Below are 13,030 nucleotides of genomic sequence, written 5' to 3' on the forward strand. Positions count from 1 at the left end.
CCGAATTGAGTCCTTGAAGCAATTAATTGAGGTGTGTGTCATGGTGAGGAGCAGATGTTAAAAAACAATTAAATGTGGAGCAACAAAAGCACCCAAGCAGGCACTCAGGTTACTGAAAATTGAAATTTGGACAATTTCTTGAGGCTAAGATTTTACAGCCACTTTTTAAAAGCGCCAATTCAATTTTCTTGACTGTTACTGACCAGTATAGGTCTGCATACAGTCTGTGGTTATCTGTCAATTTAACGCAGATGCTAAGGGGCTTTATAAAGCTGAGACTGTGCCGCTTTACAGTGGTGAGTCGATATTATCAGATTTGAGCCAATTTGGCGATGTCTATAACGGGCATAGCTGCAACAACTAAAAACTTCAGCGTTTTTGCAATCCTGTGTCAGCAGACTTACAAACAAAATGTTACTTTATAAAACTATGGCTTACTTACAATGCCCTAAATAATCAGGAAATATTAACCAATGCCCTACCTTACTTCCGCCAGCGAAATTCGTGCCATTATCGCTGAATATACCAATGCTAAAACGCTGTGGATAGATACAGAAGTCGCTGACTATAAAAGTCGTAATCCCCGACTATCGCTGATTCAGGTATTAGATAATCCTCAAGATATGAGTGGCGATCGCGTCTATCTTTTAGATGTCCTAGATCAGCCTAATATTATAGCTGAATTTATTGAAGAAATTATGATAAAGGCTGCCATTGAAAAAGTTTTTCACAATGCTAGTTATGATATCAAGCTTCTCGGTAACAAGAAAGCCAAAAATATAACCTGCACTTTGGAAATGGCAAAAAAAATTCCCTACTATCTTTTACCATTACCCAACTACCAACTCAAGACTATAGCTACTGCACTTTGTAGCTTTAACAATATCGACAAACAAGAACAAAAAAGCGATTGGGGAAAACGTCCCCTAACTGAAGAACAGATAGAGTATGCTTACTTAGATTGTATTTATCTTGCTCAAATCCACTTAAACTTGTTAGGATTACAAGCCCAAGCCAGCCCCGAACCCGCAACTGAAGACTTAATATCACTAAGTACCAGATACTCGCAACTTGAGCAGCAATGGAAGTTGTTGAATTCAGAATTTGAGCATTTGCAAGAACGGATGAAAAAAGCTATGCAAGCTCAGAATATATCTGAAACTTCTGATTATAAGCTGACTAGTTATGAGCGCACTACAGTCAAAGCTACTTTTACAGAATTGGCAAGGCTAGCACAAACTCAAGGTATTAATTTAGATTTTCCAATCACACTAACCCAGAAACTCCAAAAAGATTTAGGGCAAAATCTAGAACAACTTTCTGTGGATATTGACAAAACCACCTCTTGGCGGCTAAATACCAAAACTCAAGAGAGTCAAACTGAGGATGAGTAAATTGTTCATCAGGCTACAAATACCAGATTTTATAGAGTTATTGTAAAGAATAAATCTGGAAATTTTATCATTCCTGCCTCCGGCTTTTTCTTATAAATCTATAAAATATCAGGGAACTTTGTCAATTGACTTTAAACGTTTATCAAAAGTTAGAATAATTATTGAGTTAAAGAATTAAAATCTAGATTTTGGTATTAATTCCATTCAGGTGTTATGGCAGTTTATATTAACTTATGAGACGGCGTTTATTTGGGCAAAAGCGAACAAGGGTAAATACTTTATTTACCATAGCTATTTTTACTACATTGACTGCAATTAGCAGCGTTTCTTGTAGTAAGAATGACAATGTATTGGTGACAGAAATAGGAGTTAGTCAACCTAGTCGTCGTTCAGCTACAACTTCTAAAGGTGGAGAATTCTATATTCAGGGAAAGAATCAGCATTTAAATGGTGACTTGCAAGCTGCGATCGCTTCTTATGGTAAGGCAATTAGTCAAAATTCTCAGTATGGGGCTGCCTACAACGGTCGAGGACTAGCCTACTTTGATCTGGGAGACAAAGAAAAAGCGATCGCAGATTACAATCAAGCCCTTCGCATCAATCCTAACGACGCTGAAGCCTACAATAACTTAGGAAATGCCCGCGCTTCACTAGGAGGTAACAGAGAAGCGGTTAAAGATTACAGTGAAGCGATTCGCCTCAATCCCAACTATGCCGAAGCCTATAATAACCGGGGAAATGCCCGCGCCACCAATGGAGACAAAAAAGGGGCAATAGACGATCTTGACCAGGCGATTCTCCTCAACCCCAAATATGCGATCGCTTATAATAACCGAGGAAATGCCCGTGCTGCCAATGGAGATCCCCAGGGGGCGATCGAAGATTATAATGAAGCTATTCGCATCAATCGTAACTTTGCCCCTGCCTACAATAACCGGGGAAATGCCCGCGCTACTAATGGAGACAAACAGGGGGCACTCAAAGACTTACAACAAGCAGCAAGCATTTTTCAAAGTCAGGGTAACAACGACTTATACCAACAAGTGATGAATAATATCAAAGAACTTGGACAGTAGGCAAAAGTAGAGCCAACATGAAAAGGGCGGTTAGAAACCGCGTCTACACGAGGCTTTACCCACCTACGTGGGTTAAAAAAACCTCATTTTTCATTAGTCCGCGCAGGCGGACTTTGTTTGTGTAGCCGCGTTCACGCAGTGTGCCGCAGGCAATTCCATTCGCTAAGGCTTAAGTTTACTTGTTTATGCCTTGACAAAATCACATCCCAGAACCAATGTGAATTCGATCCTCAACTTCCGCAAATTTTTCCTGTGCCTGCTGTTCAGTACTCAATAGGGAAACGACAATTGCCACAATAAACGCCAGTGGGATACTAATTAATCCAGGATTTTTCAGCGGGAAAGGTGCAGAAGCGTGCTTGAGAATCGTTACCTGAATAGTCGGTGAGAAATAAATCAGCACTAAAGAGGAGATAGTACCTACTAACATACTCGCAACTGCACCATTGGTAGTGAAGCGTCGCCAAAGCATTGATAAGAGCAATGCTGGGAAGTTTGCACTAGCAGCGATCGCAAATGCTAAACCTACCATATAAGCCACATTTTGCCCTTTAAACAAGATGCCCAGGAATATCGCCACTAACCCCAAAACCATTGTCGCACCACGAGCCACTTTCAGTTGTTCTGACTCGTCAGCATGACCCGATCGCACTACGTTCACCCACAAATCGTGGGACAATGCAGCCGCACCTGAGAGTGTCAACCCAGCAACAACTGCCAAAATCGTCGCAAAAGAAACAGCGGCGATAAAACCTAAGAAAGCATCACCACCGAGAAATTCTGCCAACATTGGCGCAGCCATGTTACCACCAGTACCAATTTTCTCGATGGCATCTTTACCTACCAGTACCATCGCTCCAAAGCCCAGGATGAAGGTAAGGAGATAAAAAACGCCAATAATAGCTGTAGCGTAAGTAACAGAGAGCCGCGCTGCTTTGGCGTCGGGTACTGTATAGAAACGCATTAGGATGTGAGGTAATCCAGCAGTGCCGAACATCAACGACATCCCTAAAGAGATAGCATCCAAGGGGTTAGAAACCAGTTTGCCCGGAGCTAATACACCTGTATACTTCTGGGATGCAGCGGCGAAAAGAGCAAGTGGGTTAAAGCCAAATTGTGCCAGTACCAAGATAGCTAGTAAGATAGTTCCGCCGAGCAACAGAACTGCTTTGATAATTTGTACCCAAGTGGTGGCAATCATCCCGCCAAAAATCACATAAGCCATCATCACGCAACCGACGATAACCACAGCTAATTCATAATCAAAGCCAAACAACAGTTTGATTAGCTCTCCAGCGCCTACCATTTGGGCAATTAAGTAAAAGCTAATCACTACCAGCGTTCCGATCGCAGATGCGATCCGTACAGGTTTTTGCTGCAAGCGATAAGCCACTACATCGGCAAAAGTGTATTTACCTAAGTTACGTAGTGGTTCGGCAATTAGGAACATGACAATCGGCCAACCCACCAGGAAGCCGATAGAATAAATTAAGCCGTCAAAACCGTTGAGTGCCACCAGCCCAGCAATACCTAAAAAGCTAGCTGCACTCATAAAGTCTCCTGCTAGGGCCAGCCCATTTTGGAAACCGCTGATTTTACCGCCAGCTGTATAGAACTGTGCCGTATTTTTGGTCAGCTTTGCTGCCCAATAGGTAATGCCTAAAGAACTGACAACAAACAGAAAAAAGAAAGCGATCGCCAACGGGTTAAACTTACCAAGATTGGTAATATCCGCCGCTAATAGCGGATCGAACCACACACTATTCATGCTTTTTTGGTTTAGGATTTTGGATTTGGGACTAGAAATTGCTAATAGCTAATTTACTTACGTGTCAGCCTTGCGATTTGGTCGTCATAACTACTATTTGCCCAACGCACGTAGATAAAAATTAATACCCATGCTGAGACAATTACCAACGCCCCTAGTAAAATTCCGAGGCTAAGGCCAGGAAATACTAATGACCCCAGCAGAGGCTTATTGAACGCGATTAATAGGATAAAGCCGAAGTAAATAAACATCATGGCTCCACTGAGAATCAGGGATACCCGCCAACGTTCAGCGGCGAGAGCCTGGAGAGCCTTTGTGCGATCGTTCATGTCTTCCTTTAGGTTGAGAAGATTAGGTCAGATTGTCTCATTGAAGTTGATTTCTGCGTAATTTTCTTAAAGATTATTAGTAAATCTATTGCTATGTCAGGTAATAAAATTAACTTTGCAGAGCGATATATCAAAATAAAAAGAGAATAGTAGCTCTGTTTTGAGTCAGAGACACATAACTATAGATGCAGTTAGATACAAATAAACTGATCTATCTGTAAGTTGTAATTTTATGTGCTAAAAGTGCTGAATTATACTAAAAACATAGTCGAGAGATCAAAAAAATTAAAATAAATACGTACATCAATAAGAATTTAAAGATAATTTACTTTAGCCTTTTTTTGTTATTGTCTTTACAGATTATAGTGAGTGTTATTTTTTTAATGTCTTCATCCAAAAGTTCAATTTCTTCTACAATTAGTCCAAAGTCTAGCTGTATTTTAGGAAATCTCTAATAATAATAATTACCATTATAACAATCTTTAATCACTCGCAATAAATAAGAACCCTAACTTATTAAATAAGTCGGGGTTCTGCGGGTTGCAATTCTCACGAATCAAATAGAATTGCTATATATAATCTAACTATCTATACACACAGAAGTAAGTTTGCTATAAAATTCAGTCTTGGTATAGATGCTGATTATACTATCACCAACTGCAAAAAAAGTACCTTCTTGCTCATATTTAGAAAATTGCAAATTAGGGTATTTAGCAGCAGCTTCATCAGCACTCATGGCTTTTGCTTCAATTTTATTTGGCAATAGTCCAGTAGAACCAATGTAAAATACCAAGGGAGAGATTTTATCTTGGTAGATATTTTCTACATATTGTTCTAGCTTTTTATTAGCCGCTGTTAAAGCTGTAACCATTTCTTCTTTACTAATCTGCTTACCAGCTTGTTTATCCGGCAATAACTGCGCCAAACTATCAGCACCAACTTTCTTAAGAATACGTCCAACAATACCATTTTGCTCAAGTCCAAGAAAATCATCAAAAATTGGTTTCATCAACTCGTCAACTTTTGTAATCTTGGTGCGTGATGACAATAACCTCTGCCTAACTGCAAGATTCTGATTAAATGCCATCTCAAAACTCGGCTTCATGATAATTTCTCCAGTTTCTTTGTCATAAAGACGATAGATTCTATTGAGAAACCTGTTAGCAGAAGGGAACTTATTCAGGTTCAGGATATCTTGACTGCCGATATCAATTTTATAGCTAAATCTTGAGTCAATAGTTCCATTAACTAAAGCTTCGTTGATATCAGCATATTCGTTAGTTGTCGGAAAGTTAATGTAAATATTCTTGGACAGATAGTGCTTTTTAAACTCATCTAACTGCGCCTCGATAAATACATCTGACTCCTTTTTCAAGTGAGCGCAAATAATACTAGTCAGTACTTTAATTTCTGCTAATTCATTGAATAGTCCATCAATACTACTGTAACGACTATTAGCACCTACAAGCGGCAAGTTATCTAACTGAATGGTATATTCAGCCCTGAAGTCAAATTCTTCTGTATCCAGAATGCCTTTTACTTTTAGTAAGTCAAAGACTTTTTTACTGCTGATTTTTACTTGTAAGGACTTCACATTTATTTTTCCGTCACTTACAAGCGTGTAATTATTAAAGGTGTTGAGGTCATTTACTAGCAAACCTGCTACCTCAAGAGTGGGAGTTTGGTCTTCAAATTTGGCAAGTTTGACTTTCCGTTTAACAAGCATGTTGATAGTAGCAGTATTGCGGTTAAACTGAAACTCACCCATACCAACATATTCAGCATTATCGATATATTCTGTTCGCAACCAAGGTTGGAGCAGTTCTCCATTTTCGTTTCTAACACCTCTAACACGCTTGATACCTGTTCTTTGATAATGCTCTTGCAGGTGCTTGATATTGACAATAATATTGTGGCGATATTGGGCAAAAATTTGGATTAGTTCTACTAGAGAAATTTTCTGATTCGTCATCTTACTATCTTCCATTTTCAAGCTACGGTTACTGAAGTCTATTCTTCTTCCCAAATAAGCTGTTATAATCTGCTAAAATTTAAGTACAAAAACACAATAATTTGATGCCAAATAAATGCTAAAATTGGCATATCCTACACAAATATTGTGCGCTCATAATTAGATCCACGAACTAGCTATTATGGGCGTTCAGTTACTACAAACTTTGAGCATCGCCTGGTAAACTGTGCGTTGCATACTCACCAGATATTCTTACTTTTATAGTACAATTGTATCATATAAATGCCAAGTTGTGTAGGCGCAGCCTGTGATAAACATCGCTCTGCAATGAGGTTTTATATCAAGTCCGGTTAATTACTTATGATTACCGCAAAAGTCAGGAAAACCTCTTTCTCCCTGCTCCCTGCCCCCTGCACCCCTGCGGTCTAAATGATAAGTCTTTACCCGAACATGATATTATGAGGCTACCGATGATTTATGCCATACTGCGGAATAACGCCAGAATAGATGCTTCCTTACCCTTGCGCCTCTAAGTCAGTTCGGATAAATTCGTTGTGTTTGCGATAGGAGCAGATACTTGTCTGTGCAAAGATGCTCTATGATTGTGGCGATCGCTTAATAGGTCAAAATCATTACGAGTTATTTTGAGTCCACATTTAGGCTCCGGGTTTGAAATAATCAAAGAGGCGATCGCCTGAATCGGCGCGAATCAATGCCACAACTACATCTGGTAAGGTGGCTAAACTGGGGTAAACCAAATAACGTGGTTCCCAACGGGGGCGGAACTTCTCTTTGTAGGCGTGTAATCCCTGGAAATTGTAGAAGCGATTCAAATGCCCGTAAAGATAGTGCAATACTTTCTCCAAGCGGCGCGATTCTGGGTTATCTCCAACTCCCGCAAGGGCAGAAAGACCGAAATTAAAGCTGTCGTAACCACAATCTTTAAAATGTTGCAGCAGGGAAATAAATAGAAAGTCCATTGTGCCATTTTCAAGAGACGGGCGGTGTCGCATCATGTCAATAGTGGCTTCGTTGAGTTGGTACTCCCGGAGAATGTTGGCAAAGGCGCTAATCTCACCTTCAGGATTATGCACCACAGCAATCTCGCACTCTCGCAGGTAAGCTTCGTCAAACCAACCCAAAGAAAAGTGTTTTTCCGAACCTTGTACCATTTTCAGCCATTCATCACTCACAGGTTTGAGGAGGTGCAATAAATTATTGGCTATCGGTGGTTGGTAAAATTCGATTCGGTATCCTAGCTTAGTTAAACGACTGATTGATGGTCTAAAGTTTTTACCGGCTTTTCCTTGTAAGGTAAAACTCTTCAGGTCAACGATCGCTTCTTCTCCAATCTTGAGTACCTTAAACCCTAATGACTTGTAAAGCTGAACATCATCGGGCATAGTTTGGTAAAAGCCAGGATACCAGTCATTGCGCTGGCAAAACTGCCAGAAAGCAATAATTGTCTCTTTGCGGTCTTCAATGGGGCCTATGGGGTCTCCTAATGCGATCGCACCCCGTCCCTTAGGAACATAAGCAATTACACTATTACCCGAAGGACTGAAATAATAACTTTTATCATTTAAAAGCGTCAACGCTGCTAAAGAAGAATATCCATATTGCTCGACAATTTCTTTTGCTCTTTGCCGCTCATTTAGAGTTGCTAGATTTCGCCAAAACACAGGTTGCAATAGCATTACTATTGCATAAGTAATAGTGACTGCGGCAATAATATAGATAGAATTAGCAAAAAATTCTCCAAATCGGCTTTTTGGTTGCAGTCCCCAATTATCCTCAGTGAAGAACATCGATAAAGTCTGAAGTACAGCTTCACGCCAATTAAAGTTTTCTGAAAACTTGCCGTCTAACAAGTAAAATCCAATAGTTCCGTATGCCAGCGTAAATAATAAAGCGCTGATCAGCACTCGAACTCCCCGTGCAATCGAAGGACGGTCTGATTGCGCCGTGAAAAAAGGGCGCATCAAGATTAATTGCACTAGTAAAACTCCAGAGAGTAGACTTTCTTCATAGTCAAGTCCCTTCAGCAAGTGGCTGAAAATGGAAATCACTAGTAAAGCAATGGTAAGTAACCAGGCTATTCTTTTTCGGCGTAATAAATTAGTAGCAACTGTTAGTAAAACAAACCCAGTCAACGCTGAAAATATATGACCACTGGCACGAATTTCAAATGGTAAAAGTTCCTTTAACCAGTGATTTCGCTCATATAAGTTAGGTGTCACTGCTGACAACAAATTTACTACTCCGACTAAACCTGTTAGGAAAGTTGCACTCCAAAGTCCAATCTGAGTTTTTAAATTATTAGTCATTAGTCTAATAGTATTAATTAGAAGGAAATAAGTTATAAGTTAGGAGTTTTGGCTCTAGCAATCTTTTTATGGACTAACGGAATAAACAAACTAGGCTTATAGGCTGTGTTACCTTATACAGATGAAGTTTTAATATTTAGAATTTTATCTATAATACCTTAATTTTAATCCTGTAACACCAGGGCAGCGTAGAACCTGAATTTTAAAATTTTAACTCTTGACTTTTTTAAACTGTTCACCTACATAGGAGAGCGAATCTTTGAGATGTTTGTGAAAGTAGTTCCAGCCTACATTTGCACCAGACAAACCATGACCTCCAGGAAATGCATAAAATACGTGAGCAATGCCTAATTTATTTAAGGTTTCGTTGAAGGCTTTAGTAGAAGCCAGCAAATTAGTATCGTTCAGACCTGCATCCAGGTAAACACGCAATCGCTTCCTATCTTCAACTGGTAGCTGTTGCACAATTTCTTGGGGACTATTTTGGGAACCGCTGCTATCAGTAAAGTAACCGCTATGGCTAAACAAAATCTGGAAGTTGTTGAGATAGCGTAACCCAATATTAAAAGCCCCCCATCCACCAGAAGACAGACCTCCTAGCGCCCAAAACTGAGGTTCTTCTAAAGTGCGGTAGCGCGACTTGACAACTTGTACTAATTCTGAGCCAATTAAAGTCCCTACTTTGCCATTTGGCCCATCAAAATAATTGGGGTCGTATAAAGGACTGGAACCGCGATTATCATTACCATCAGGTGTAATCACAATCGATGGCGGTAATTTTCCACTTTGATAAAGTTCATGCAGTACGTCTAAGACTGCATATTTATCAGCATAAGCACGGGCATCATCATGACCACCGTGTAGCAAGAATATCACGGGGTAGCGCTTTTGCGGATTTTTGTTATAACTAGGGGGCAAAATCACACCGTAGTTACGGACTGCACCCATTGCTTGGGAGTTGAAGCTTGCTAATTGAAACTTTAGCCCAGTATTTGCCTTTTTGTGGGGTGGGTCTAGTTGTGGCGCACCTAAGATGAATACATAATAATAACCAGCGGTAGTGAGAAGTGCGATCGCTCCCACCAAGCTAATTAAAAGTTTAGAAATCTTCATATTATTTTAGCATTAAAAAAATCACCTCCATCAGAACTTAATATAGTTAATCTGCTGACAAATGGCAGCAGGGTTTTCCACATTGACGTTTAAATATCAGCAGTTTTGCAAAATAAGATTATTTTTTCACTGCTAATTTTTTTGAGTATTTTTATTCTGATTAATACCTAAATTACTAGCCCTGTGTGCTATTTCAGCAGATCGGAATTGCTCACCGACAAAAGTCAATGAATCTGCTAAATGTTCCCGCCAGTATTGCCAAGTGTGACTGCCAGGAAACTGACGAAATAAATTATAAATTTTGAGTTTGTTTAGTACTTGAGTAAATTGTTCAGCTTGGTGAATTTCTTCAATATCTGATGTACCCGAATCCAGGTAAATTTTCAACTTTTTTTGAGATTGTTGGGGAACGGTTTTAATATAAGTTATTGGGCTATTTATGGGGCCGCTTTTATCATGAAAATAACCACTATGACTAAATAAAATCGAGAAATGATTCGGGTTGTGTAATCCCACATTCATTGCTCCCCAACCACCAGAAGATAAACCACCTATTGCCCAAAAATCTGGATTAGTTCGGGTACGATAACGGCTTTGTACAACTTTTACTAACTCATCTCCCACGGCTGTGGAGACTTTACCGTTTGGGCCATCGATATATTCAGGATCTCGGTAGGGACTAGAGCCACGTTTGTCGTTGCCATCTGGTGTAATGATGATGCTGGGTGGCAACTTACCTGTAATATAAAGTTGTTCCACAGTCTTGAGAGCTTCTCCCTTGTTCTGAATCAGCCAATCAGTGGGGTTCCCATGTCCACCGTGGAGGAGAAAGATTACAGGATAACTTTGTTTTGGATTTTGCTCATAGCCAGGAGGTAAAGAAACACCGTAAGTGCGACTTGCGCCCATCACTTGACTATGGTAGGTTTCAATTTTGTAGGTTAGGAGAGGAGCAGATTTGCTAGTATTACGCTGGGTTGGAAGAACGGAAGGCGTTGTTTGTAAATTCTGCTGTTGCGGTGGTTTTGCTACCACACTTTGGGATAAATTACAGCCAACTAGGGATAATACTGATAATAGCAATAGAATTTCCGATAGTTTGTAGTTCATCTTTGAAGACTAATTATAAACTTACTTTTTAACCAATTGGCGATCGCGTGATTAACCAACTCTGCCATTACCATTTGTCAATGCTGTGTCAAGGTGATGGAAAGTTTGCGACTGGTTGTCAAGTCAAAAGGACTTTTAAATGCTTGAAAAGCTGCGACTCAATATCAGCACACTGTTTGGCTTGCTGCTGCTGGTACTTTCTTTGTGGGCGATCGCTAGCGAATTGCGTGCGTATAATTATCGTGATATCCTCAACTCTCTAGCTGCTATTCCCAAAAGTCGCTTAAGTTGGGCAATTTGGCTGACAGCTTTGGGCTATCTGGTGATGATTGGGTACGATATCTTAGGTTTTAACTACATTAATCGTTCCCTAAGCTGGAATAAGATAGCTTTCACTAACTTTATTAGCTCTGCATTTAGCAATACTATAGGTTTTGCCTTGCTAACTGGCAGTGCTATCCGTTATCGATTTTATGCTAATTGGGGAGTGTCAGCAGTTGCGATCGCTCAAGTAATTGCCTTCGCCAATTTTACCTTTTGGTTGGGGATGTTTGCCGTTGCCGGTTTATTGTTCCTCATCAATCCCCTCAAAATTCCCACTCAACTACATTTACCTTTTGCTACTGTGCGCCCCATCGGCGTAATTTTTCTGCTATTGGTTGCGGTTTATTTACTAGGAAGTATTCTTCTTAAACAACCATTAATAATTCGTGGGCATGAATTTCGATTTCCTTCTTTTAAAATCTCCCTGGCTCAAATAGCAATTTCTAGTTTTGACTGGATTCTTGCGGCGGCGGTTCTTTATGCTTTACTTCCTAGCAATATATCTTTGTCATATCTAGACTTTTTGGGAATTTATTTACTAGCGATGTTTGCAGGTGTGGTTAGTAATGTCCCCGGTGGTTTGGGAGTATTTGAAACTATAATTTTGCTGATTCTCTCCTCAAAAGTTTCGGCGGCGGCAGTTTTGGGTTCAATGTTAGCTTATCGGGGAATCTATTATTTCTTACCTTTGCTAGTAGCGACAGGTTTGCTAGGACTTTATGAAATTCGATTTAGAGCAGGGAACTTACAAAAATGAATAACCTGTAAAGTCAAGTTTCAGTATGAATACTAACAGATAGATCCCCGATTTCTTGAAGAAGTTTGGGATCTAATAATTTCAAGTAAGTAAAATCGATAAGTACTGCTAATTTTAAAGGCGATATCTTCACAACTAGCGGTGAAAAATCATAATTTTTGCTGAGGCGATCGCTAAACAAATCCCACAAAAATAGTAACAAGTTAGTTGCAAATTTTGAAGTAGATTTCCATAAATCATTATCAAAATTTGGTTTTACTGTTTGTGGAGAGGAATAGTCATGAAAAACAAAGTATTGTTTGGTGCCATATTTATGGCAACTTGGGTAGGAACATTAATTCCTAGCGCTTTTGCGGCTTCACCCTGTTCTGTGGGACAAAAGGCTGAAGTTCTTTGGAAGCAAGCATGGTATCCGGCAACGGTACTTAAGGTTAATGATGATAAGTGCTATATTACCTACGATGGTTACAGCAGTTCCTGGAATGAATGGGTTGGCGCTACACGCTTTCGGGCATCATTTGAAGTTGGAGATGCAGTGAGAATTTTGTGGAAGGGAAAATGGTATCAAGGGCAGATTTTAGAACTTAGTAACGATCTTTATAAAATTACTTATGATGGCTACGATAGCTCTTGGGATGAGTGGGTTGAACCTTCCAGAGTAAGCAGATAGGGAATATTTCACTTTTATAAGTTTAAAGGGACGATTTCACTTGTTGAAGTCGTCCCTTTAAATTTAAAAGGGCGGTTATAAACCGCAGCTACACAGACAAAACCCACCTCCGTGGGTTTCAAACCCTCAATTTTCCTTAGTCCGCAGAGGCGGACTTTGTTTGTGTAGCCGCGAATTCCATTCGCCTTGG

The 13,030-nt window shown here is 39.9% G+C and carries 11 protein-coding genes; 4 read left to right on the forward strand and 7 right to left on the reverse strand.

Features of this window, described 5'->3' with window-relative positions:
* The first annotated feature begins 473 nt into the window (after nucleotides 1-473).
* Both HWQ44_RS14030 and HWQ44_RS14035 read left to right on the forward strand, forming a co-directional pair.
* A complete protein-coding gene (locus HWQ44_RS14030; RefSeq protein ID WP_292719473.1) occupies nucleotides 474-1,394 on the forward strand; it encodes a ribonuclease D in 921 nt (306 codons plus the stop codon).
* 233 nt (nucleotides 1,395-1,627) lie between these two features.
* Complete coding sequence (locus tag HWQ44_RS14035; protein ID WP_292719475.1) at nucleotides 1,628-2,470, forward strand: tetratricopeptide repeat protein; 843 nt, start codon at nucleotides 1,628-1,630, stop codon at nucleotides 2,468-2,470.
* A gap of 199 nt (nucleotides 2,471-2,669) precedes the next feature.
* Here the strand turns inward: HWQ44_RS14035 and HWQ44_RS14040 are convergent, their stop codons facing one another.
* The 6 genes from HWQ44_RS14040 to HWQ44_RS14065 form a co-directional block, all read right to left on the reverse strand.
* Nucleotides 2,670-4,238, reverse strand: coding sequence for a sodium/solute symporter (locus tag HWQ44_RS14040; protein ID WP_292719477.1), 1,569 nt, complete (start codon nucleotides 4,236-4,238; stop codon nucleotides 2,670-2,672).
* A 53-nt stretch (nucleotides 4,239-4,291) separates the two neighbouring features.
* Nucleotides 4,292-4,567: a DUF485 domain-containing protein gene (locus HWQ44_RS14045; RefSeq protein WP_292719479.1), complete on the reverse strand. Its 276-nt coding sequence runs from the start codon at nucleotides 4,565-4,567 to the stop codon at nucleotides 4,292-4,294.
* A 580-nt stretch (nucleotides 4,568-5,147) separates the two neighbouring features.
* Nucleotides 5,148-6,539, reverse strand: a complete 1,392-nt coding sequence (locus HWQ44_RS14050) for a hypothetical protein (RefSeq protein WP_292719481.1) — start codon at nucleotides 6,537-6,539, stop codon at nucleotides 5,148-5,150.
* A 656-nt stretch (nucleotides 6,540-7,195) separates the two neighbouring features.
* Nucleotides 7,196-8,866 carry a phosphatidylglycerol lysyltransferase domain-containing protein gene (locus HWQ44_RS14055; RefSeq protein ID WP_292719483.1) on the reverse strand — a complete coding sequence of 557 codons (1,671 nt, stop codon included), beginning with the start codon at nucleotides 8,864-8,866 and terminating at the stop codon, nucleotides 7,196-7,198.
* A 210-nt stretch (nucleotides 8,867-9,076) separates the two neighbouring features.
* The gene (locus HWQ44_RS14060; RefSeq protein WP_292719484.1) at nucleotides 9,077-9,979 is read right to left on the reverse strand and encodes an alpha/beta hydrolase-fold protein; all 903 of its coding nucleotides are present in this window, start codon (nucleotides 9,977-9,979) and stop codon (nucleotides 9,077-9,079) included.
* A 132-nt stretch (nucleotides 9,980-10,111) separates the two neighbouring features.
* Nucleotides 10,112-11,089 carry an alpha/beta hydrolase-fold protein gene (locus HWQ44_RS14065; RefSeq protein ID WP_292719486.1) on the reverse strand — a complete coding sequence of 326 codons (978 nt, stop codon included), beginning with the start codon at nucleotides 11,087-11,089 and terminating at the stop codon, nucleotides 10,112-10,114.
* A 139-nt stretch (nucleotides 11,090-11,228) separates the two neighbouring features.
* Here HWQ44_RS14065 and HWQ44_RS14070 point away from each other — a divergent pair, with 139 nt between their 5' ends.
* Entirely contained in the window at nucleotides 11,229-12,170 is a 942-nt protein-coding gene (locus HWQ44_RS14070; protein WP_292719488.1) for a lysylphosphatidylglycerol synthase domain-containing protein, read from the forward strand.
* 13 nt (nucleotides 12,171-12,183) lie between these two features.
* Here the strand turns inward: HWQ44_RS14070 and HWQ44_RS14075 are convergent, their stop codons facing one another.
* Complete coding sequence (locus HWQ44_RS14075) at nucleotides 12,184-12,372, reverse strand: hypothetical protein (protein WP_292719490.1); 189 nt, start codon at nucleotides 12,370-12,372, stop codon at nucleotides 12,184-12,186.
* A gap of 78 nt (nucleotides 12,373-12,450) precedes the next feature.
* On the opposite strand from HWQ44_RS14075, the gene HWQ44_RS14080 reads away from it, so the two are divergent.
* Nucleotides 12,451-12,840, forward strand: coding sequence for an agenet domain-containing protein (locus HWQ44_RS14080; protein WP_292719492.1), 390 nt, complete (start codon nucleotides 12,451-12,453; stop codon nucleotides 12,838-12,840).
* The last annotated feature ends 190 nt before the right edge of the window (nucleotides 12,841-13,030 follow it).

It is taken from the genome of Nostoc sp. JL34 (assembly GCF_017114945.1).
GTDB lineage: Bacteria > Cyanobacteriota > Cyanobacteriia > Cyanobacteriales > Nostocaceae > Nostoc.

Bases quoted from the DNA above. Each gene is read 5' to 3' on its own strand.
- HWQ44_RS14045 (WP_292719479.1), bottom strand. From the start codon at position 4,567: ATGAACGATCGCACAAAGGCTCTCCAGGCTCTCGCCGCTGAACGTTGG.
- HWQ44_RS14030 (WP_292719473.1), top strand. From the start codon at position 474: ATGCCCTACCTTACTTCCGCCAGCGAAATTCGTGCCATTATCGCTGAA.
- HWQ44_RS14070 (WP_292719488.1), top strand. From the start codon at position 11,229: ATGCTTGAAAAGCTGCGACTCAATATCAGCACACTGTTTGGCTTGCTG.
- HWQ44_RS14035 (WP_292719475.1), top strand. From the start codon at position 1,628: ATGAGACGGCGTTTATTTGGGCAAAAGCGAACAAGGGTAAATACTTTA.
- HWQ44_RS14060 (WP_292719484.1), bottom strand. From the start codon at position 9,979: ATGAAGATTTCTAAACTTTTAATTAGCTTGGTGGGAGCGATCGCACTT.
- HWQ44_RS14055 (WP_292719483.1), bottom strand. From the start codon at position 8,866: ATGACTAATAATTTAAAAACTCAGATTGGACTTTGGAGTGCAACTTTC.
- HWQ44_RS14040 (WP_292719477.1), bottom strand. From the start codon at position 4,238: ATGAATAGTGTGTGGTTCGATCCGCTATTAGCGGCGGATATTACCAAT.
- HWQ44_RS14080 (WP_292719492.1), top strand. From the start codon at position 12,451: ATGAAAAACAAAGTATTGTTTGGTGCCATATTTATGGCAACTTGGGTA.
- HWQ44_RS14065 (WP_292719486.1), bottom strand. From the start codon at position 11,089: ATGAACTACAAACTATCGGAAATTCTATTGCTATTATCAGTATTATCC.
- HWQ44_RS14050 (WP_292719481.1), bottom strand. From the start codon at position 6,539: ATGACGAATCAGAAAATTTCTCTAGTAGAACTAATCCAAATTTTTGCC.